The organism is Nitrosomonas sp. Nm166 (genome assembly GCF_900112825.1).
Classification (GTDB): domain Bacteria; phylum Pseudomonadota; class Gammaproteobacteria; order Burkholderiales; family Nitrosomonadaceae; genus Nitrosomonas.
The window spans coordinates 59,021-80,962 of record NZ_FONE01000004.1; the positions used below are offsets into that span (position 1 = coordinate 59,021).

A 21,942-nucleotide genomic window follows, 5' to 3' on the forward strand; every position below is an offset into this window, starting at 1 on the left:
AGGAGAAACCCATGTTTACAAAAAATGCACAGTTAGGTGAAGTGATCATTTTGGTGACCGCCGACAACACAGAAATCCCAATAAGAAATGCTCGGGTTACCCTTACCCTTCAAAGTAAAGAAAGAGGAGGGCAAGCTCGGCAGAAATCTAGAATGGAAGAAAACGTCGGAGAATATTCGGATGATTCTTCTTGCGAAGAAAAAACTTTTTATAGGAAAGAAACGAATGAAGATGCTCGCGCCATTTTTGAAGTGCCCTGTGGCTACTATGAAATTTGTTGCGAAGCTTTTGGAGTTTGTTCTAAACCAGAGTTCATCACGGTTATTCCGAAGAGCTGCATCACGAGAACAATACCCGTTCCATTAGAGTTTAACATTGAGTGGGGGGCGCTCCCAGAAGGCTGCCAAGGATCAGAATTTAACGCCTGTGCTCAGGCGGATGAAGGAACGACCTGGATTTTCAGAGCTTCAGCAGCAGTACAACCGGAAAATCGGAAATTCAGATGGACAACAACTGGTGGTAGTTTTTATGAATCCGATACCACGCGGGATATAGTTCATCTCAATACTCATGGGCATGTTGGTGAAACGAAGGTCAGTGTCACAATGAGTGAAATAGGAAGTGCTTCCACTACCTTGACAACAACTGTCTTCTCAAAGCGGCCACCCACAACCAATGTTGACGGTAAGCTTAACGTTTCGCTGACGCGCACAGAAACTTCGTTTACAGAAGATACGGCATTCTGGACAGGTATCCGTAATAGCACCGAGGCGCTCTCGTTCAATAATTATTTTCGTTTCATGGATTGGATTTTTTGCGGCGGAGAACCTCCAAATCCAGAAAATGGTTTTGAAGATGGACGTTTTCTGGTGAAGCAAAGGAAATACGATCACCTGAAGAATCAACGCTTTCTATCCTTTACCGATTCAGATACCTACCGCGTCGTGAAGGCGGCTACCGAAGCCTTCGTGATGGTGAATTGTGGCATACAGCAGGTCAATTGTGGCGTACAGCAGGAGCCGTTACCGTTACCGTTTGATCCGAATACGAATCGCCCCAATCGCGATGACGCCTATCTTGATCGCAGGGATTTGCCCATTCCTGACATAGGATTGAGCGACGCTTTTGGTCAATATCTTGTACCCGTAAATGGCGACAAAACACTTCCTTATCTTGCGGTCATTCGCCGAAAGCTACCAGATATTACCATCAAGACAACATTGTTTGAAAACGCTATTCCGAGAATAAGAAATGGGGGTCAAGCTGAAATACTCGATAATTGTTTCGGGATATTGCAAGACAAGCTCACTAATCCTTGCCTGTTGGAGCTCATCTGGTCTTACTGGCACGAAGAAGGCATGCTGGTACAAACGATGAACGCTCTCTCTCGACGCTTCCAGAACATGCGCTCATCAGCGCAGGACCCGCTTGCCAACCTGGAGATGGATCCATTGCGCCCGCTTAACAATTTGTTATGGAGTTACATCCAGGATGAACAGAATCGGCTAACGATCAATCGTCGTAATTACGAGTACGATCATCATTACGGTCTGCGACTGGAAGGCAAGGCTGTACAGAATTTTCGCCCGGCGGATACGCGCTCGAAATTCCTGGAAGCCTTCCATCACTTGCTACGCTTGTGTGCCGTGTTCTATAAGCAGGATGACGATACCACGGTTAAAGCCGATGCCTTTCCGGTGCTCAATGCCCTCAAGGAAGTGCATCTGATCCTTTCCGAGGGAGCACACAACCAGTTCGGGGATCTGCCGTCAACCGCCCGCATCGAAATGCTGATACAGCAGTGGTTATTAGCCAGACCCGAATTTCGAGAGTTTCTGCCTACCCGCATTATGGTGGCTTATCCAGAACCATGGATGGATCGTGTCGACGCGATGAAGAAGCTCCAAGGTTGGACCGATACTAGCGTGGTGCAGTTCCGTAACCTTGCTATGTTCGGTGAGCAGCTATTCCTTTCAATCCGCTGGGGTCATTGGAGCGATGAATTCGAGCCTGTTAAAGCGCTTAATTGGGCAAGATTCTTCCGTCCACAGGTGCAGGGTTATATCCATGCTTATCGTGCAGCAACGGGCGTGGATCTATCGGCTGATCCAACGGTTAATGCGCGTGTGGATTCCACCTTGCCATCAGTGCTGCTGCAGAAGCGTTTGGCAAGCCAACTGCGGACAAATTGAGATGCATCGGCATGAGCAACTTTACCTCGGCACTCTACCTGGGATTGCATCACCCGAGCAGACTTCTGCAGCCTTGGCAGCAGTTCACCCTGGGGGTTCCGGCTGCGCTGGCCGAACCTCCCGGTGCCGAGGAAGTTGCGCAGAAACTGGCGCAGTTACAGGGTTGCGAGCAAGGCGTGCTGATGCCTTCTACCTTGCATCTCTTCTGGGATTTATTCGGGATGCTGTGCCAGCAACCGGTAGCGTTGTATCTGGACGAGGGAACTTATGCAATTGCACGTTGGGGGATGGAACGTTTAAATGCAAGGGGTATTGCCGTTTACCCTTTTCGCCATCACGCTGCCGCAGCGCTTTGGTCCCAAATTACCGTCCAGACACGCAAAAGGGAGTATCCGGTGGTGGTCGCCAACGGTTTTTGTCCTGCTTGTGGCAAGGCAGCACCTATCGGCGACTATTTGGAGATAGTGCGACGCTTCGGCGGTCTGCTGGTTTTGGACGACACGCAGGCTTTAGGCATCTTGGGTGAAGCGCCCGCGTTGCATGCCCCCTATGGTAGCGGCGGTGGAGGTATTTTGCGCTGGAGCGGACATTTCGGTCCGGATATTCTGCTGGGCTCTTCTCTGGCCAAAGGATTCGGCGTGCCGGTGGCAGTTCTGACAGGAAGCAAACATCTGCTCAGGCGCTTTATAGCGGCAAGTGATACGCGTGTGCATAGTAGTCCACCTTCGGTAGCTGTTATCCAAGCTGCCGCACATGCACTGGCGGTAAACCGGCTTCAGGGTAATTTGCTGAGACAAAGGCTGGCGCAGCGAGTCAGACAATTCCGCAAAGGGTTGAAACGCATCGGATGGTTTACTAGCGGCGGATGGTTTCCAGTGCAAACTCTGCGTGGCATCTCAGGAAATACCGCGATATGGATGCACCAACATCTTTCTCAGCGGGGCATGCAAACCGTGTTATCACGGCCCCATAGCAGCATGGAAACACGTCTAAGTTTTTTAATCACAGCCCGGCACAGTGTCATGGAGATTGATCGATGTATCGATATGTTGGATGCATTGGCCCATCGTCAAAGCTTCAACGAACAATTTCAGGGACAGCCAATTCCGGCTTGTCACCAAAAATGGTGACCTACACATTCAAGAGGTGAATCATGAATCAAGAACTCAGCTTTGAAATGATACCTTTCAAAATCGCACCCGAATCCCAAGGTGAAATGTTCGAAGAAGAAAGCGAATGGGGACGGCGTGGCTCTTATGGTGGCGGGCGCAGGCATGGCGGACCCCACTCCCGGGCGGGGCTGCATCCGAAGGGAATCAAACGCCCGCCGGTTGCAAGGCCCCGTCCCGCTCCGAGGGGGCGTCGGCGGCCTTGGGGAGTGATACGTGAACCTTATGGTATCGTGAGTGAACCCTACTTCGCCGAACCGGTACCGGTTGGCTCGGAGCGAGTACGCTGGCTACAAGACTGCCTGAATCAGGCGATGGGCACGCAATTGCCAGTGACGGGGACGATAGGGCCGGAAACGCGCAGCGCTGTCAGGAGCTTTCAACGGCAGCAAGGCCTAAGAACAACGGGCATCGCCGGTCCCGATACCGAAGAGGCGTTGAGATCCGCTTGTGAAAGGCGGGATGGCCAGCCGTCAGCGGAGGAAATGGAATTCGGTACAGGTTACGAGGGCGAGTGGCTGGAAATGGAATTGCCTACTGACTTTCTAGATAATTACAATCGGCTTCTCAGCTCCATGTCGCCAGCAGATCGGAGTCTCTGGGCCACCAGACGATGTTATCGGCTCTCGCAGTGGGATCGCGCTCCCGCCCAAGGAGGAGTATATCTTGTCATTTTCCGTAAACCGATGCGGGCAGGCCGCATTGGTTATGTCGGTGAAAGCGGAAACCTTCGCGACCGGATGCAAGGATACCGCCGGGATGCCATTTTCCTTGGTCTTGATCCCGACAATTATGCCTTCTGTTATGTCCGAACGCCTGAGCGAGGGATTATCGAAGGACGTCTTCGGGATATTCTGAATCCAACGGGTCTGGTTACCAATCAGCTGGAACTCGAAATAGCGCTGGAAAGCCCGTTCAGTGAGGCTGAAGAAATCGAACTCGCTGCGGAATTGTTATCGATTTCCAGTGAGGAAGAGCTGGATCAGTTTCTCGGCAAGATGTTCAAGGGAATAGGCAGGGGTCTCAAAAAAGCGGGTCGCTTCATCGGCAGGCGCGTGCTGCCTGTACTGGGCAAGGGGTTGAAAACCCTCGCAAAGGCTGCGCTTCCGGTCGCGGGTAAAGTGTTGGGCTCCTTTATTCCAATACCGGGGGTCGGCACCGCCATCGGTGGTGCCGTGGGAACAGCGCTGAGCAAAGCGCTGGAGCTTGAATTCAGTGGCTTGAACACGGAAGAGGCAGAGTTGGAAAGGGCGCGGCGCTTTGTCCGCATTGCGGGCACAGCGATGCGGCAGGCAGCCTTGTCATCGCCCGACATCGACGCGGAAATCGTAGTTAACGAGGCGATTATGAGTGCGGCTCGGAAACATCTGCCTTATCTTCACCTGAGTGAGTCCGAGCGTATCGGCATGCCCGGTGCAATGCAACAAGGCCGATGGATGCGTCGCGGCGACAAGATTGTTGTATTGGGAGCGCCTGCTAGCAGCATGATGAATCCCGCCACATCACAAGGTTTTTCAAGCGAGTTAAAAGACGTTGGCCCGCTAGGCGAATTCGAACCGGGATCTCCATTTAGGGAGTTCGAGACCGAAAGTAGTGCCGGAGAGTTCGAAACACGCGGTGATCAAAAGAATTGGTACTATTTCGACGCCTGGTTGCGTCCGACGAAGGGTAATGTTCGGCGTCTCAAGGAACAGGGACCTTCACTTATGACGGCGGCAGCTGCGAAAATTTTTTGCCAGGGGATGTGTGAAGAATTTGCCAGCCAATCCAACTGGTTGCGCGGAACGGTCGTCACGCGCTGCTGGGTATGGCTTCCGAAATCAGAAAAGTGGCGTCCTTGCAAGAATGTGAGCATGAACGCGACTGGATCGTTCTCGTGCGGATTGCGCTGCTCTGACGAGACCCCGGAGCTGAAATGAGCGCCTTGTGGCCGGTGGAACTGGAGAAGCCGTTTGGCGAAACAGAGGTACCGTTCGGTTCGTTCAATCCCCCATGGTCAGGGGTCTCAAGTGACGGTTTTCGGTTCGAACAAGAATATTCCTTGGTCAGCGATACCCCCGTTCCAGGCCGCTTTTACAAGATCAAGTATGGCGGAGGTGGCCTTCTCGAAACGACCGGACGCGCTTATGGTCTCAAGCAAGGCGCGGAACGCCTGACGCACGCACAAGCCATCAACAGTCATCCATCGAATATTAAATTCTGGCGGCCACCCGGAAATGCTTTCGAATACAAATATTTCGGCAAAGGCGTGATCTCGTTCTCGCCCCGTTTCACCTGTGGCGGCAGGAAATGCTTCGCCACGATCTGGATACCGCCGATGAAGCCGTATGTCCACCCATTCCTGGGGCGCGGTATCGCAGTCGACAGTTTCAACGAGCCGGTCGACCTGCGCCAGTCCCAACGGGAATGGGATGGAGAAAGCTCCTCCGGGCGCTTTTCGGCGGGGCGTCGTATCGATATGACGAAAGTACCGTTCAGGTGGATATGCCGCTTACGGGTGTTTCTTAAACAGCCAGATGGGGAGATCAGACAATCGTTTGCGACCGGCACGCTCGTCGGTCCGAGGCACGTGCTCACGGCCGCACATGTTTTTGACGCGAACTGGGAAAATGATCCAGCTACGCCTGTCGAAGTGCTCGCCATCAATGTTGCCGCCGGCGCTGATGGTTTGCGGACTCCCTTCTCGTGGTCGAAGACGAAGCCCATCGATTGGCGGTCACACCCCAATTGGCGATCCGGCAACTTCGATCCGCGCTTCGATTTCGGCCTGATCAGGCTGCCAAATCCACCCATCGCGTATCGAAGATTTAGCAAACTGAAGAACGAGACGCTGAGCTTCTGGGGCAACGCGGGGGAAATAGATGGCGCCTTCTTGCTACCTGTCGAAATCCTACCCGAATACGAAATTCGGACATTGACCGGGAAAACACTCAACATTTGCGGTTATCAAACAGATTCCAACGGCCGATCAACGCTTCTTCCAGCCACGGTCAGGAGTGTTAGCCCGACTGCGAGGGGGCAGCAAATCCGCCAACTCATTAGCTATGCCGCCGACACATCCCAAGGCATCAGCGGATCTCCGGTTTGGTATTGGGATGAGAAATCGAAGAGACGGTATCTGATCGCGGTTCACCACGGCGGCTGCGGCAATTGTAAAACGCCACCTGGTTTGGATGGCTGCACGACGCAGTTGGTCGGCGAAGATTGTATGAGCGACCCCAGAATCGGCGTCCTGCTGACGCAGCGGGTGGTCAGGCAAGTACGTGATTGGATAAACGAGGACTACGACAGGACTACGACGTGAGGAGAAATATCGCCTTATGATCATCGATTGCCATGCCACGCAAGACCGGATCGATTGGACCTTGATGGCATTTGAGCCTCTGACCCTGCAAGTCGGCATTGAATATTCACCGGTAAGGTGTCGCTGTGACGCCCTTGCCAGAAAAGCAGAGTCCGTCGGACTCTCGGCTGCCCTAAGGAGCGACCTGCGATGCGCTCATATCACACTGCCAACGATTGGGTAAGTGCCACGGCGTTATCCGCCGAGAATGGGGCTCTTGCCTATGTTTCGGCCAAACGTACGCGCTTCGTCTCCGAACTGAAAGAGTTCATCCGCTTCCCAAGCGTCAGCGCGCAGCCCGAGCATGCCGGGGATCTGAAACGATGTGCGGCTTGGCTGGCAGAGCATCTGCAACGGATTGGCATGGAGCGGGTAGCGGTCGTGCCTACGGATAGCCACCCTATTGTCTATGCTGAAAGCTGTCATGCCCCTTGGCGGCCAACAGTATTGATCTATGGTCACTATGACGTACAGCCAGCTGCCCCTCTTATCAAATGGCGTTCGCCGCCATTTAAGCCGGTCATGCGCGGCAACGATCTGTACGGGAGAGGCGCATCGGACGATAAGGGACAGCTATTCACGCATGTGAAGGCATTGGAGGCATTTCTCCAGACGAACGGAGAACTACCGGTCAACGTCAAGTGCCTGTTTGAGGGTGAGGAAGAGATTGGCAGTCCTCATTTGCCCGCCTTCGTGGCCGCCAACCCGCATGTGCTGAACGCTGACTGCGCCGTGATATCGGACACGCAAATTCCCGCCCCTGATCGGCCTGCCATTACCTATGCATTGCGGGGTGCACTTAATCTTGAATTGGAAGTGTTGGGGCAAAAGCGGGAACTGCATTCCGGTGTTTTGGGTGGGGTTGTCCATAATCCGCTGCAGGCATTGTGCGAGATAATCGCCCAATTGCACGATACTAATGGGCGCGTTAACATTCCAGGCTTCTATGACCGAATCCGCCGTTGGGACGCAAAGGAGCGTGCTTACATGAGTAAAGTGGGCCCCTCGGATGCACAAATGCTTCGAGATGCGGCTGCGACAACAGGATGGGGCGAGCGAGGCTATACGCTTTATGAGCGCGCAACGATCCGCCCGGCCATCACGGTAAGCGGCGTCATGGGCGGTTATCAGGGAACGGGCATCAAAGCAGCCATACCGACACGCGCGTTAGCTAAATTGGACTTCCGGCTGGTTCCGGATCAGGATCCGCAGGAAATCGATGATCTGTTCCGGCAGTACATCGCGAAGATCACACCAGCGAGCGTAAAAACGCGAATTCGCACACTCATGTCAGCAAAATCTGCGCTGATCGATCGTAGTCACCCTGCTATCGCAGCCGCAGCTCGAGCCTATCAGCAGGGTTTCGGAACACCACCGGTATTTCTCCGGAACGGTGGTACCATCCCGGTGGTTAACCTGATTCAGGAAACTCTGGAAATTCCGGTAGTGATGATGGGCTTCGGTTTGCCGGATGACCGCATTCATGGTCCCAATGAGAAATTTCATTTGCCCAATTTCTTCAAAGGCATTGAAGCCAGTATTCGCTTCCTGTCTGAAATAAGTAAATGGCAAGGAAATGTCTCCGCCTAGGAGGCATTGCCCCCTCCATAATCCTTAAGGAGAAAAAGATGATCATCGATTGCCACTGCCATGCCGGAATGGGCGATGGCTTAACCGGACCCTGGGATACCCGCGCACCGTTGCAGCATTATTTGCGCCGGGCAGCAGCGGCTGGGATTCGTCGCACGGTGCTGTTTTCTGCGTTTCATTCGAACTATGCCGTCGCCAACCAGGAAGTGGCGCGTATTGTGGCAAGTCAGCCCGATCGGTTTTATGGCTTTGCCTTTGTGCATGCTGAACGTGATCGGGGACGCATACAAAAATTGATTGAGATCGCCGTAAAACGTTATGGCTTCGTTGGCATCAAGGTTCACCGCCACGATGCTGCCATTACTCGTGAGATCTGTGCGGTCGCTCGTGCCTACGCTATACCGGTGCTGTACGATGTGGCCGGTGAGGTATCTGTCTGTGAATTGCTTGCCCAAGAATACCCAGATGTTAACTTCATCATTCCGCATCTCGGCAGTTTTGCCGACGACTGGCGTGCCCAACTTGCCGTGATTGACCACTTGGTTCGGCATCCGAATATTTACGCCGATACGTCCGGAGTACGGCGATTTGATTTGTTGGAACAAGCTGTCAAGCGGGCGGGGGCGGCCAAGCTTTTATTTGGCTCAGATGGCCCCTGGCTTCACCCAGGGGTTGAGCTGGCAAAGATCAAGGCATTGCGATTGCCACCTTCTCAGGAAGGCCTGATTCTGGGAGGAAATTTTAGAAATTTAATCAGTCCAGCTTGGCGCCGCCAAACAATGTCGATATCATCGGCTGACAGATTGTTGGCTACGCGGTACTCGAAAACTCGCTTATCTATTTGGTAAGTGGCTTTACCAAAACGTAGCTTCGCTAAGATTTTGTTTTCTTTCTGAGCACTCTGTTGCCTTGCACTTCACAGGGTATTCCGGGATTTCTACTAGGTTTCCTGTCGCTGTGCTGCTCGTCGCATCTGAAGGGCACGATCGGTTACACCTAAGCGCTGAGCGGCTCGCTGCAGATTACCGCCAGCTTCATCCACTGCAATGCGGATGGTAGTTTCTTCAGTGTGTCGACTAATGATTTTAAGTCCTACGCCTCGATTCAGCGCTACGCGGAGCGCACGTTCGAAACCAATATCACGCCACTCTTTCCAATCTTCTGTCCAGTTTGGTCGATCATCCGGTGGGATACAACCTACTGTAATAGACCCTTTACCAGCATAACGGCACAGCATACGCGCTATAACTTGTTTGAGATCGCGTACATTACCGGGATATTCTCTGCGTAGCAAATACTCCTGAACGGGAGCATCCAGGACGGGCGGATCCTGATCGGGATAGTTCTTTTTTAGGAAATAGTTCGCCAAAGGAAGAATATCCTCAGATCGTTCTCGTAGAGGAGGCAAATGACAAACATAACTGGCGATACGATAGTAGAGATCGGCACGAAATTCACCCTTCTGAACTTGCTTCCAAAGGTCTCGATTGGTGGCGCAAACTAGCCGGAACGAGGTACGTTGCCAAGCATTGCCACCAACACGCTTGAAAGTTTGTTCTTGAATGACACGTAACAGCTGGGTTTGCAGTGTAAGTGGCAACTCCCCTACTTCATCCAGAAACAGCGTACCGCCGTTTGCAAGAGCAAATACACCTTCACGTGAGGATACCGCACCAGTAAAGGCGCCCCGCTCATGGCCGAAGAATTCGCTACCGGACAATTCCGGCACAATAGTGGTGCAATCCTGGATAATTAGATTGCCCTTATTAGGGCGGGGATCCAGCGCATGGATGAGGTTTGCCAACAACTCCTTGCCAGTACCGCTTTCACCCAGAATTAAAACCGAAGCATCTGTGAAATGCGCCACTTCCACTACTTGGCGCAAGATTGCCTTCAAAGCCTGGCTTCCTCCAATCAAAGTATTCTGAACTACAGGTGAATTTATCATACGATTCACAGCCTCCCAGCGCTGGAGACGTGCGGCTATTTCATAGTTTATCGTATTGCTACACTCTTCCTGGCACACTAATACGTCAGAAGCACCTGCCTCCATTAGCTGCCAAATTGCATTACCCGGAATGGCCGCATAGCAACAGGCAAGAACCTGTATCTGACCATTACGGCTAAGTTCGCGTATCTGCTCGCAGACTTTGGGAGTGACCTCACTACTAAAAATTACACCGGGATTGCAGAAAAGATAGTTATCATGGTTTTGTATTTCAATACCCTGCTGGTTAAAGAAACTAATGATTTCATGAGCAGCTTGTTTCTGATATTCACTAATCCAGTGCATCCATACCTTAATAGCCATTTCAAACCTCCAATATCTTGAATTTAGAGTATTAACTCTTAAATAGAGAGAAAAAGAAGTTTATTTTTATTAAAAGCTAGATTTGATTTTCTCAGGTTAAGTTAGTACACAAGCCAACTTGTAAAGAATTTTTTGGTGCTGACATTTTATTAGAAACTTTCCTACTTAATCTACAGATATTTTGTAGTTATCATGAAAGTTATCATGAAGCTGAGCTATTTAATTTTTAACAGAGGAAATCACAGAAGCAGGTGCTTGAGTCAAAGTCGATAACAAAATTCAATGGGTAGAAAGCCAATTAGTTGGCGTACGCTTGGTTGCTTATGGCCGAATAGTTTTTGCCTGAAGAGACGTTTAAATTTCAGGTCTGATTTGTTCCAGCTGTTGGCCATTACATGCTGCAAGCAGTGGCGCAATGGAGCCATGACCTGGAATATGGCAGTCCGGAGCAATCTCCATCAGCGGCTTGAGGACAAACGCTCGTTGCGACATGCGCGGATGTGGTAGCGTCAGTTTTTCATCGCAGCATTCCAAATCATCATACAACAGGATATCCAGATCCAGTGTGCGAGGTGCATTTAAAAATTCACGGATGCGTCCGTGGCAGCGTTCAATATCAAGCAATGCCTTGAGCAGGTCATGCGGTGCAAGACAGGTTTCGATCAGTACCACTGCATTGATAAAATCCGGTTGATCCAAGCGTCCAACCGGCGCGCTTTTATAAAGGGAAGACTTACCTATCAGCCGTGAGCCTGGAAGCTGGTTTAATTCTTCAATGGCTTGCCGTATCTGGGAAAGTGGATTTTCCAAATTGCTGCCTAAAGCGATGAACGCTCGACTTGGATTTTTGCTCATGAGATACAGATCAGTGAGGATTGATAGGAATAGCGTTTTCTGGTTCCAGCACCAGATCTGATGATGTTTTTTTACGACTGCGCCTTCTCCTGCCTTTTTTTGCTAGGGCTTGCTTAGGCAGCATTTTCTCCCGTTTCTCGCTATCAGCCGATAGAAAGGTTTTCCACCATTCTCCCAGTTCCATGCTGAGTTCACCGCTTTCACAACGCAGCAGCATGAAATCGTAAGCGGCACGAAAACGCGGGTGCGTGAGCAAGCGAAAAGGTTTGCGTCCGGCGCGAACTTCGAAACGCGGCTGCATGACCCATATTTCTTGGATCACCGCATCAAAGCGACGCGGGATGGCCAGTTTTTTATGTTGTATCGAAAGAATTTGGTCGATTGCCTTAAACAGAGCGGGCCAAGGCTTTTCGCCGGCCGACTGGAGAGAATTCCACTTCGATAGCACTTCATGCCATAACAGGATGGCAAACAAAAATCCTGGCGAAACCGGTTTGTTTTCTCTGATCCGTTCATCGGTATTCTTTAATGCAATGGTGATGAAGCGTTCGCCCAAAGGCTGTTCCAGTATGATATCGAGCATCGGCAAAAGGCCGTGGTGCAGGCCTCGTGCACGCAACTCAACAACGCAAGGCAGCGCATGTCCGGACAATAACAGTTTTAACATTTCATCAAATAAGCGGGATGGCGGAACGTTTTGCAGTAAGGGCGCCAGATCGCCAATGGGCTTGGCGGTTTCCGCTTCAATTTGCATACCTAGCTTGGCTGCCAGGCGCACAGCCCGTAGCAGGCGCACTGGATCCTCCCGGTAGCGCTGTACCGGATCTCCGATAATGCGCAATTTTTTAGCTTCGAGATCTTCATAACCATTCAGGTAATCAAGAATCTCTTCTTTGATAGGATCATAGAACAGCGCATTGATAGTAAAATCACGGCGTATGGCATCTTCTTCCTGGCTACCAAAGACATTGTCATGTAATAGACGGCCGTGCTGATCGGTTAGCTGTGCCGGTCTATGGTTATGCTCATCATCCAGTGAAGGTCCGCGAAAGGTAGATACTTCCACAGTTTCAGCGCCGCACATCACATGCACCAGACGAAAACGCCGCCCGATAATGCGTGACCGGCGAAAAAGATGATGTGCCTGCTCAGGCGTCGCGTTGGTTGCCATATCGAAATCTTTCGGCGTCAAACCCAACAGCAAATCGCGCACTGCTCCACCGACAATATAGGCTGAAAATCCGGCTTGCTGTAGTTGAGAGGCTATTTTTAATGCACAGGGAGTAATCTGGTTACGCCGGATACCGTGGCGTTGAGAGGGAATAATATTCAGCCTTGCGATTGATTCGGAAGCAGCGGGATTGCGGCTGAATACTTTGCGGAGAAATTTACGGATCATTGTGAATTACTGAAAGTACCAGCATTAGTTATGCATCGGGCATCCGTTTTGCATCATAGTTATGAAATTAGTCAGTCAATAAAATTAAGTGAAGCCAGCCGATAAGCCGGATTCTGTCGTGGACAGTCATTCCTCTAGATGCACAGTTACCTGTACATTCAAGCAACCTACCCGCAGGCTCTGCGAGCAACGTCATTGCCTGCCTATTTGGTCTTGCTCCGGATGGAGGTTACCGCGTTTCACCGTAACTGAATACGCTCGTCTCTGTGGCCCTGTTCCTCACCTCACGGTGGGCGGCCGTTAGCCGTCATCCTGCTCTGTGGAGTCCGGACTTTCCTCCCCCCTGTGTTCTGATGAACAACGGGCGGCGACTGTCTGGCCAGCTTCGCTGATTATTTTATCACTTCTATGACTTGCAAAAATGATCGGTTAGGGAAATAATCGGCCAAAAAGTTCATCTTTATTCCGCGAAAAGCGCAAACAAGGGATATTTAGAGCCCATCAAAGACATGCCAGGTAATTTCTAACTATCTGGTGCTTATTGAAAATCATGCCTTCAGGCTATTCTACTGCTGGATGATTATTTTACCTTTTTACAACTATTTTCATACATGTGGTTAAAGTCATTAGTTAAATTTCTTATTTCTATTTTTTTGTGTAGCACGCTATCCCTGCTTGGGTTATCTGATCATGTTTACTCAAAAACTGAACCTTCTGTATCCAAGGCAATTGATACTGCCCGTAAAACAGTTGAACGCAGCAAACTGGAGGAAACTCAGCGACAGGTGGCGATCGACCATCTGGATGCGGCGCGCGCTGACGAGCGAGAAGTAGAAGCGCTGAACGAACGATTAACTGCGCTGCGCGCTGAGACCGCAGATCAACCGGCACGAATGGAGCAATTACAAAAAGCGCTGGCGATGGACCGTGAGCAGGAACTATCGGAATGGTCCAAGCGCATACCGGCCAATGCCGATGGGGAGACACTTGAACAGCTGCTGGAGCGGGAGCGTACTATTGTGACCGATCTGCGTGCGCAAATCGAAGCAGCCGGCGAAGAGTTGGCTCTGACGCTATCGCGTCCAGCCCAAACAGAAAATGAAATCACAACCTTGCACCGCCGCATTGAAGAGTTATCAGCACCGCTGGTAGCCACAAAGGATGAACCTGCGGTGCTATTTGAAGCGCGGCGCTTGCGTCGCAAGAGCGAGCTACGCCGCTTGCAGGCAACACTGGAACTGCAGGTTGCCGAGCAGAGTACCGCCACTCAACGTCAGAGTCTGGATGACTTGGCACTGCGTGAACTGCGCTTTCGATTGGGGCTGCACGAAAAACGGATAGAACATTTACAACAACGGATTACCAGCCGCGGTCGAAGTGAACTGGAATCGTTACTGCAACGGCTCATCAAACGTGAACAAGCATTGGCAGGCAGTACTGCTACCGTAATATCTGCCGCTGCTGAGAATCGTGCAATTGGTGAGGAGCTCATTCAACAACATGAGTATTTGGCGCAGGATCGCGCTGTATTGACCAGTATTGAGGAAGCTCGCGAGCGCATTGCAGTCAATTTGCAAGATAGCCGTACCCGGCTTGATATGGGTGGAGCCGATGAGCGCGTTGGCCGCTGGCTGTGGAGTGAGCGGCGCCGGCTGAAATCTTCGGAACATCTTCAGCATCGTTTGAAATTGATCCGCGACAATTTAGCCGATTTGCGGCTGAAACGGGTGATGCTAAGCGAACAGCAACGCGATTTACTCGATATCGGAGTTGTCACTCAAGCGTTGACTGAAGCACATGCAGAAACAGACGGTAATGGAAATACGGATGAAAACGCGAAAACCCTGTTACTTCCTTTGTTGCAAAAACGTGTTGAACTCTTATCCTTGCTAGAATCTTTGCTTCAACGGCGCATCTCGGCATTGGAAGAAAGCGCACAGGCTCTGCAAGAGCAGATCAAGACCACCCGGGAGCTGCAGCAGATGCTGGATCGCCACTTGTTATGGATTCCTAGTCATAGCTTGATCGACAGCGACTGGCTGCAGCGATTGCCAGAAGGATTATACGATCTCATTAAACCATCGCGCTTCACCACCTTGATGGAACTGAGCTTACGTGACTTCCACCAGGATCCCCTTCGCTGGCTAGGGAGCCTGCTGCTTGTACTGATTCTTTTGGAACTTCGGCGTCGTGCTCCAGCTCGTATCGAAGCACTGGCAATCGATACTTATCAGATTCGAAAAGATAGTTACCAAACTACCTTCAAATCACTGGGATGGACTTTACTGGCTGCTTTGCCTGCGCCTGTGGCATTAGCATTGCTTGGGCAATTGCTACAAGGGGTGGGTAATCCTGGACGGTTCAGTCATTCTTTTGGTCAAGCTTGTATGTTAGTGGCATTGCCACTGTTGGCGTTACAATTGCTGCGCTGGACCAGTGTGGAACGTGGGCTTGGCCATGCTCACTTTCGCTGGACTCGGCAACGCCGTACCGCACTGCGTGACTGGTTACCGAAAATCGCTGTGATCGTACTACCACTCTATTTCATCAGTGCGCTAGCCTTCATTCGCAGACTTGATCTGGCCATCGATGTTCAGGCCCGCATAGCAATTGTATTGAGTTGTATAGCCCTCGCCTGGACTCTCTGGCAATTACTGGATGCTGGCCGATTGTGGGTGATCCGGGGTGTCATCATTGAACCGTCGACTCTGCGCAAGCAGTTACGCGTACTGCTGCCAATATTACTGCTGGCTGTGGCAATATTGGCGTTGACTGGCTATGTTTACTCTGCTGGTATGATGTTGCAGTCGCTGTTGGCCAGCTTTAACGTAATTGTTGTCGTTGTCATCGTGGTAAGCTTGCTAGCGCGCTGGTTTTTGCTCGGAGAGCGCCGTTTGGCGTTGCACCGATTAGAGGAGCGCCGCTTAGCGGCGGCTCAGGCAGCTGAAACAACGGGGGAGGTAACGCCAGAGCCAGACGAGAACATTACGCTGGAGCAAGTAAACACGCAAACCCGCCGACTGCTGCGTGCTTTACGTCTCAGCCTGCTTGCACTGGGTCTGATCTGGGTCTGGGTGGCTATACTACCAGCTATTACGCGCCTGGATGAGATTGCATTGTGGCATTTCAGCGATACGAGCGCCGATGGTACTACTATCCAACAGCCCGTCACGCTAATGGCAGTGTTGCTGGGTATCGTTACGTTAGCGCTGACGATCGCTGGTGCCAGAAATTTACCCGGCTTGATCGAGATCAGCCTGTTGTCTCATATTCGCATTGATGCAGCTTCCCGTTATGCCATTACCAGCGTCTTGCGCTATGCGATCGTCATCGGCGGCACTTTGATGGGATTGAGCTTTCTGGGTATGCGTTGGTCACAATTGCAGTGGATGGCCGCGGCTTTGACGGTCGGACTCGGGTTTGGTTTGCAGGAAATCTTTGCTAATTTCGTATCCGGCATTATTTTGTTGTTTGAGCGGCCGTTCCGGGTCGGTGATGTGATCACGGTCGGTGGATTTTCAGGGCGGGTCACTCGGATACGCACACGCGCTACCACCGTTCTGGATTTCGATAACAAGGAAATTATCATTCCCAACAAGACTTTCATTACCGGTCAACTGACCAACTGGACATTGACCGATACGATCACTCGCGTGGTTATTAAAGTAGGGGTTATCTACGGTACTGATGCCAATAAAGTACGTGCATTGCTATTGCAAGCCGCCAGGGAAGATACGCGGGTGCTGGCGGATCCAGAACCATCGTGCTGGTTTATGACTTTCAGTGCCAACTCTCTTGATTTTGAGCTGCGTGTATTTGTGAATACCGTCAGTGATCGAATGGAAGTTCAGAATGCGCTCAACACGCGAATCACGACACTATTCGCTGAACATAATATTGAATTTGCATCTACGGCTTGATTTGTATTCAAGTTATCTTGAAATCAGGTCCTTTTAATAAGGAAGTGACTGTATTACAAAGGATTATTTACTATTTAATCAGCATGGCGTTGATTTGGGTTAAGGTATCTTCATCCAGTTCACCGGCTTCTGCATTCAGCCGCAATCTTGACATCAAATAGCTGTGGTAGGCCTTGGCCAAATCGCGCCTGGCTGAATACATTTGCTGCTGTGCGTTTAGCACATCGACTTCGGTTCTGACGCCGACTTGCTGTCCAAGGATGCTTGAATCCAGCTGGCTTTTACTGGATATCAGCGCTTGCTTGAGCGCTTTTACTTGCGCGATGCCGTTGGTGACATTCAGATACTGCTGGCGGATTTGTAAGGCGATATTGCGTCGGGTGGTTTCCAGATCGTGTAATGCCTTATCCTGAAGCGCAAGTGCCTCCCGTACCTTGGATTGCACGGAAAAGCCCTGGAACAAAGGCACGTTGAGTTGTAGTCCAATCGATTTGGAGATGATATCGATGCCGCGGCCGGTGATAGCGCCACCGACACCGGTTTGATCGCTGTATTGTGCAACCAGATCCAGTGTCGGATAATGTTGTGCCCAGGCTTTTTTTACATCCTGATGAGCGCTTTCATACATAGCTTGCTGGATTTTCAAAGTGAAGTTTTTTTCCTCAGCAACCTGTACCCATTCCTCCATGCTGCTGTACTGCAAGTTAGCCAAATTAGAGGCGATTTCCCGAGCGCTTTCAAGATTTTCAGGCAAGCGGTCAATGATGCCCTGGAGTGCGCGCTTCCTGATTTCAATCGCATTACGTGCAGCGATTTCCTGCGACAGGGTAAGATCATAGCGCGCTTGCGCTTCATTGGTATCTACAATTGTAGATGTTCCGACTTCAAAATTGCGCTTGGCTTGTTCCAGCTGGCTCAGAATCGCTTTTTTCTGTGCTTCGGCGACTTCGACATCGACCTGAGCATCCAATACATCAAAATATGCTTGCGCGACACGCAGAATCAAATCTTGTGCAGCAACAACAAATTGTGCATCTGCTTTGCTGACTTCTATTTTTGATTGCTGATAGATGACAATATTTTCCATCCGAAACAGCGGTTGTGTCGCTGATAGCGTTAAACCCCGGCTTTGAATCGTAACCTCTGGCGGATTAACATTGCCCACTCCGGGAAAAACAACATTGTTTGCATCTACTTGCTGAACTGTGCGTGTTCCTAATAACGTAATGCTCGGTAAAAAACCTGCTCTACCTTGTGCTAATTTTTCCTGCGCGGCTTGATAGGTAGCGCGCGCCGATCGATACTTCGCATCCTGCGCCAAAGCCTCATGGTAGATCTTCATCAAATCTGCAGCTTGCAGAGCGGAATGCCATAAGATACAGATAAAAGCAGCAAAAATGAATTGCAAGAATTTCATGGGTTTTTTTGATGGAAATCCAGAGTTGATGAAGTTTCAGCAATAAATGAATGCTACACCGGATAACATGCGCAATTCTTAAATACTCAGAAAGTAAACTTGGGTGGTTGTAATGCATTGATAAGAGGTGCCGTACTGGTTTCAAACAGCTTGGTGGTGGTAGATTCGCCAGGTTTCTTGCAAGTGATCAATAAAGCCTCCATTACTGGCTCTTCTCCAACGATTGCAAATAAACGCCCTCCCGGGTTCAGGCTGTTCTGAAAAGCATCCGGCAAAACCGGTGTTGATGCAGTTAACACGATAACATCATAAGGCGCGTGTTTAGACCAGCCTTGAGCAGCATCACCTTGTTCAATAGTAACATTCGTGATGCCGTGCGCTTTAAGGTTATCTTCCGCCATTGTTTTCAGCTCTGGTATGATTTCAACACTGTAAACGTGCGCGCCTTTTTCAGCCAGCAATGCGGTCATATAACCACTGCCGCTGCCGACTTCCAGGATTTTATCGGTTTTCTTGACATGGAGTTCCTGCAGTATGCGCCCTTCCATTTTGGGGGCCAGCATGACCTGGCCATAACCCAGCGGAATTTCCATATCTACAAAAGCCATTGCGCGACTTTCCGCTGGCACGAATTCTTCGCGTTTTACTTTGTACAGCAAATCCAGCACGTTATCATCCAATACATTCCATGTGCGAATTTGCTGTGCAACCATATTTAACCGGGTTTGTTCAAGATCCATTTTTATTCCATATTCTTAAAATTAATATAAGACTTGCAATTATTTCACAATTCCATTAGCTTCACAGCATCAGCTAGGGGTCCGTTTTCAGAATTGTCTGATACTGGTGAGAGAGTCCCTCAATACCTGACGCGGATAATGCCGCCGTAGGGAAGCTGGGATTCATCCTCCCGCTCTTTATGGCATTTGACTAAGGAGCAACACTATTATGAGCATTACAGTTTTAAATCCAAAAAGTTTTTCCAATACCACAGCCCAAGTCGATGCTGCAGCTATAAAGCCACTGCCTAACTCGCGCAAAATCTATGTGCAAGGCACGCGAGTCGATATTCAGGTACCGATGCGGGAAATCCGTCAGAGCGATACTACCACCAGCATGGGGGGAGAAAAAAATCCGCCGATCTGGGTTTACGATACTTCCGGCCCGTATACCGATCCGGCGGTAAAAATTGATATTCGCGCAGGGCTTCCCGCACTGCGCGAAGAGTGGATTGCCGAGCGCAATGATACCGAAATTTTAGCCAGTCATAATTCCGCTTACAGCCAGGCACGTCTGAAAGATCCCAAACTGGCGGATATGCGCTTTAATCTGCAGCGGCAGCCGCGGCGCGCCAAGGCGGGCTTGAACGTCACGCAAATGCATTATGCGCGCCGTGGCATTATTACCCCGGAAATGGAATTTATCGCCATCCGCGAGAATCAGCGCGCGGAAGCGTTCAATAATCAACATTATGAACTGTTGACACGCCAGCATCCGGGACAAGATTTCGGCGCAGCATTACCGAAAATGATCACGCCTGAATTTGTGCGATCGGAAGTTGCGCGTGGGCGTGCCATCATTCCGGCGAATATCAATCACCCTGAATCCGAGCCGATGATTATCGGACGCAATTTTCTGGTCAAAATCAATGCCAACATCGGTAACTCCGCATTGGGTTCCAGCATACAGGAAGAAGTGGAAAAAATGACCTGGGCGATCCGCTGGGGTGGCGACACGGTGATGGATCTTTCCACCGGCAAGAACATTCACGAAACGCGCGAATGGATCATCCGCAACAGCCCAGTGCCGATCGGCACGGTGCCTATTTATCAGGCGCTAGAGAAAGTCGACGGTAAAGCCGAGGAACTCACTTGGGAGATTTTCCGTGACACGTTAATCGAACAGGCCGAGCAGGGCGTTGATTACTTTACCATCCATGCCGGGGTGCGTCTGGCGTATGTGCCGATGACTGCAAAGCGCATGACTGGCATCGTGTCCCGCGGCGGCTCGATCATGGCGAAATGGTGTCTGGCGCATCACAAGGAAAGCTTCCTGTATACGCATTTTGAAGAAATCTGCGAGATCATGCAGGCATATGATGTCAGTTTTTCGCTTGGCGACGGCTTGCGTCCCGGTTCAATCTATGATGCCAACGATGAAGCGCAGTTTGCTGAACTGAAAACGCTAGGTGAACTCACCCAGATCGCGTGGAAACATGATGTGCAGACCATGATCGAAGGGCCTGGCCATGTGCCGATGCATCTGATCAAGGAAAATATGGACTTGCAACTGAAGTATTGCGATGAAGCGCCTTTTTATACCCTCGGCCCGCTTACGACCGACATTGCACCCGGTTATGATCATATCACCTCTGCGATTGGTGCAGCGATGATCGGCTGGTATGGCACGGCGATGCTGTGTTATGTGACACCGAAGGAACACTTGGGCTTGCCGGACAAGGATGATGTCAAGGATGGTATCATTACCTATAAAATCGCTGCGCACGCCGCCGACCTGGCGAAAGGCCATCCTGGCGCGCAGATTCGCGATAATGCACTATCCAAGGCGCGCTTTGAATTCCGCTGGGAAGATCAGTTCAATTTGAGTCTCGATCCTGACAAAGCGCAGCAATTTCATGATGAAACCCTGCCGCAAGAGGGAGCGAAAGTAGCGCATTTCTGCTCGATGTGCGGTCCGCATTTTTGTTCCATGAAAATCACCCAGGATGTGCGGGATTACGCAGCTAATCAGGGCATTGCCGAGGATGAAGCGTTAACGCTGGGAATGGCGCAGAAGTCAGCGGAATTTAAGGAAAAAGGCGCGGAAATTTACAGCAAACTGTAACTGCTGATCTCGCATCATTGTCAATTTAATAAAAATGTAACAACGCCTATGGACTTAATTTTATTGTTGAAAGCGTTGATCCTAGGTGTTGTTGAGGGATTAACCGAATTCCTGCCGGTTTCTTCTACCGGCCATTTGATTTTAGTGGGCGATTTGCTCGATTTCAATGACGAGCGCGGCAAGGTTTTTACCATTGCAATTCAATTGGGGGCAATTCTTGCAGTATGCTGGGAATATTTCGGCAAGATCGCTGAAGTGATGCGTGGCATCGGTTCTAGTCCGGCGGCCAATCGTTTTGTGATCAATTTGCTGATTGCCTTTTTGCCGGCCGCGCTCATGGGATTGCTGTTCATTAAAACCATCAAGTTTTATTTGTTTCATCCCGTGCCGGTTGCTATGGCGCTGATCATCGGCGGCTTGCTGATTTTATGGGCGGAGCGCAGGGAACATGTGATTGACGTGGAGCAAGTCGATGACATGGACTGGAAGCATGCGTTGAAAGTCGGCCTGGCGCAATGCTTGGCACTGATTCCAGGCACTTCACGCTCGGGTGCCACAATTATCGGCGGCTTGTTTTTCGGCTTGTCACGCAAAGCCGCTACCGAGTTCTCATTTTTTCTGGCAATTCCCATCATGTTTGCCGCTACCTTTTATGATGTATATAAACATCGTGATTTTTTGCAATGGGATGATCTGGGTATGTTTACTGTCGGTTTTGTTTCTGCTTTTCTAAGCGCGCTGCTGGCGGTGCGCGGCTTATTGCGCTTCATCAGTCAGCATGATTTCACGGTATTCGCCTGGTATCGCATCGTATTCGGCATCATTATTCTGGCAACGGCATATAGCGGTATCATTGCCTGGTCAGAGGTGTAAGAAAATAGAATTCAGAAATCTTGGGTTAA

The 21,942-nt window shown here is 50.5% G+C and carries 15 protein-coding genes, 1 other RNA gene and 1 riboswitch; of the genes, 10 read left to right on the forward strand and 6 right to left on the reverse strand.

Going from position 1 to position 21,942, the window contains the following annotated elements:
• The first annotated feature begins 11 nt into the window (after positions 1-11).
• The 7 genes from BM021_RS02095 to BM021_RS02120 are packed head-to-tail and all read left to right on the forward strand — an operon-like array spanning position 12 to position 9,142.
• Positions 12-2,192, forward strand: coding sequence for a hypothetical protein (locus BM021_RS02095; protein WP_090718283.1), 2,181 nt, complete (start codon positions 12-14; stop codon positions 2,190-2,192).
• 11 nt (positions 2,193-2,203) lie between these two features.
• A complete protein-coding gene (locus tag BM021_RS02100; protein WP_090718286.1) occupies positions 2,204-3,322 on the forward strand; it encodes an aminotransferase class I/II-fold pyridoxal phosphate-dependent enzyme in 1,119 nt (372 codons plus the stop codon).
• A 23-nt stretch (positions 3,323-3,345) separates the two neighbouring features.
• The gene (locus BM021_RS02105; RefSeq protein WP_090718289.1) at positions 3,346-5,280 is read left to right on the forward strand and encodes a peptidoglycan-binding protein; all 1,935 of its coding nucleotides are present in this window, start codon (positions 3,346-3,348) and stop codon (positions 5,278-5,280) included.
• A complete protein-coding gene (locus BM021_RS02110; RefSeq protein ID WP_090718293.1) occupies positions 5,277-6,665 on the forward strand; it encodes a trypsin-like serine peptidase in 1,389 nt (462 codons plus the stop codon). Before BM021_RS02105 ends, BM021_RS02110 begins: the two co-directional genes overlap by 4 nt.
• Before the next feature lie 16 nt (positions 6,666-6,681).
• The gene (locus BM021_RS15110; protein WP_143074275.1) at positions 6,682-6,888 is read left to right on the forward strand and encodes a hypothetical protein; all 207 of its coding nucleotides are present in this window, start codon (positions 6,682-6,684) and stop codon (positions 6,886-6,888) included.
• Positions 6,855-8,294, forward strand: coding sequence for a dipeptidase (locus tag BM021_RS02115; protein WP_090718295.1), 1,440 nt, complete (start codon positions 6,855-6,857; stop codon positions 8,292-8,294). The genes BM021_RS15110 and BM021_RS02115 overlap by 34 nt, the downstream gene beginning before the upstream one ends.
• 38 nt (positions 8,295-8,332) lie before the next feature.
• Positions 8,333-9,142, forward strand: coding sequence for an amidohydrolase family protein (locus BM021_RS02120; protein WP_090718298.1), 810 nt, complete (start codon positions 8,333-8,335; stop codon positions 9,140-9,142).
• Positions 9,143-9,234: 92 nt separating this feature from the next.
• On the opposite strand, the gene BM021_RS02125 is transcribed toward BM021_RS02120, so the two are convergent.
• The 4 genes from BM021_RS02125 to rnpB all read right to left on the reverse strand — a co-directional run bounded on the left by BM021_RS02125 (position 9,235) and on the right by rnpB (position 13,246).
• A complete protein-coding gene (locus BM021_RS02125; RefSeq protein ID WP_090718301.1) occupies positions 9,235-10,605 on the reverse strand; it encodes a sigma-54-dependent transcriptional regulator in 1,371 nt (456 codons plus the stop codon).
• A gap of 354 nt (positions 10,606-10,959) precedes the next feature.
• Positions 10,960-11,460: a 2-amino-4-hydroxy-6-hydroxymethyldihydropteridine diphosphokinase gene (gene folK, locus BM021_RS02130; protein WP_090718303.1), complete on the reverse strand. Its 501-nt coding sequence runs from the start codon at positions 11,458-11,460 to the stop codon at positions 10,960-10,962.
• 10 nt (positions 11,461-11,470) lie between these two features.
• Positions 11,471-12,859, reverse strand: coding sequence for a polynucleotide adenylyltransferase PcnB (gene pcnB / locus BM021_RS02135; protein ID WP_090718305.1), 1,389 nt, complete (start codon positions 12,857-12,859; stop codon positions 11,471-11,473).
• An 86-nt stretch (positions 12,860-12,945) separates the two neighbouring features.
• An RNA gene (gene rnpB, locus BM021_RS02140) (RNase P RNA component class A) lies at positions 12,946-13,246 on the reverse strand.
• 224 nt (positions 13,247-13,470) lie between these two features.
• Here rnpB and BM021_RS02145 point away from each other — a divergent pair.
• Entirely contained in the window at positions 13,471-16,779 is a 3,309-nt protein-coding gene (locus BM021_RS02145; protein ID WP_256207730.1) for a mechanosensitive ion channel domain-containing protein, read from the forward strand.
• Positions 16,780-16,849: 70 nt separating this feature from the next.
• Here BM021_RS02145 and BM021_RS02150 read toward each other — a convergent pair whose 3' ends face one another.
• Together BM021_RS02150 and BM021_RS02155 are read right to left on the reverse strand one after the other, a co-directional pair.
• Positions 16,850-18,196, reverse strand: coding sequence for a TolC family outer membrane protein (locus tag BM021_RS02150; RefSeq protein WP_090718308.1), 1,347 nt, complete (start codon positions 18,194-18,196; stop codon positions 16,850-16,852).
• 86 nt (positions 18,197-18,282) lie between these two features.
• Positions 18,283-18,936 carry a protein-L-isoaspartate O-methyltransferase family protein gene (locus BM021_RS02155; RefSeq protein WP_090718311.1) on the reverse strand — a complete coding sequence of 218 codons (654 nt, stop codon included), beginning with the start codon at positions 18,934-18,936 and terminating at the stop codon, positions 18,283-18,285.
• A gap of 65 nt (positions 18,937-19,001) precedes the next feature.
• Positions 19,002-19,106: riboswitch (TPP riboswitch) on the forward strand.
• A gap of 38 nt (positions 19,107-19,144) precedes the next feature.
• Here BM021_RS02155 and thiC point away from each other — a divergent pair.
• Both thiC and BM021_RS02165 read left to right on the forward strand, forming a co-directional pair.
• Positions 19,145-21,040, forward strand: a complete 1,896-nt coding sequence (gene thiC / locus BM021_RS02160; RefSeq protein WP_090718314.1) for a phosphomethylpyrimidine synthase ThiC — start codon at positions 19,145-19,147, stop codon at positions 21,038-21,040.
• Between the two features lie 48 nt (positions 21,041-21,088).
• Entirely contained in the window at positions 21,089-21,913 is an 825-nt protein-coding gene (locus BM021_RS02165; RefSeq protein WP_090718316.1) for an undecaprenyl-diphosphate phosphatase, read from the forward strand.
• Positions 21,914-21,942 lie beyond the last annotated feature (29 nt).

Coding starts and splice junctions, on each gene's coding strand:
- BM021_RS02125 (WP_090718301.1), bottom strand. CDS start 10,605: ATGGCTATTAAGGTATGGATGCACTGGATTAGTGAATATCAGAAACAA.
- BM021_RS15110 (WP_143074275.1), top strand. CDS start 6,682: ATGATCATCGATTGCCATGCCACGCAAGACCGGATCGATTGGACCTTG.
- BM021_RS02155 (WP_090718311.1), bottom strand. CDS start 18,936: ATGGATCTTGAACAAACCCGGTTAAATATGGTTGCACAGCAAATTCGC.
- BM021_RS02095 (WP_090718283.1), top strand. CDS start 12: ATGTTTACAAAAAATGCACAGTTAGGTGAAGTGATCATTTTGGTGACC.
- folK (WP_090718303.1), bottom strand. CDS start 11,460: ATGAGCAAAAATCCAAGTCGAGCGTTCATCGCTTTAGGCAGCAATTTG.
- BM021_RS02165 (WP_090718316.1), top strand. CDS start 21,089: ATGGACTTAATTTTATTGTTGAAAGCGTTGATCCTAGGTGTTGTTGAG.
- BM021_RS02120 (WP_090718298.1), top strand. CDS start 8,333: ATGATCATCGATTGCCACTGCCATGCCGGAATGGGCGATGGCTTAACC.
- BM021_RS02100 (WP_090718286.1), top strand. CDS start 2,204: ATGAGCAACTTTACCTCGGCACTCTACCTGGGATTGCATCACCCGAGC.
- BM021_RS02110 (WP_090718293.1), top strand. CDS start 5,277: ATGAGCGCCTTGTGGCCGGTGGAACTGGAGAAGCCGTTTGGCGAAACA.
- BM021_RS02145 (WP_256207730.1), top strand. CDS start 13,471: ATGTGGTTAAAGTCATTAGTTAAATTTCTTATTTCTATTTTTTTGTGT.
- BM021_RS02150 (WP_090718308.1), bottom strand. CDS start 18,196: ATGAAATTCTTGCAATTCATTTTTGCTGCTTTTATCTGTATCTTATGG.
- BM021_RS02115 (WP_090718295.1), top strand. CDS start 6,855: ATGCGCTCATATCACACTGCCAACGATTGGGTAAGTGCCACGGCGTTA.
- pcnB (WP_090718305.1), bottom strand. CDS start 12,859: ATGATCCGTAAATTTCTCCGCAAAGTATTCAGCCGCAATCCCGCTGCT.
- thiC (WP_090718314.1), top strand. CDS start 19,145: ATGAGCATTACAGTTTTAAATCCAAAAAGTTTTTCCAATACCACAGCC.
- BM021_RS02105 (WP_090718289.1), top strand. CDS start 3,346: ATGAATCAAGAACTCAGCTTTGAAATGATACCTTTCAAAATCGCACCC.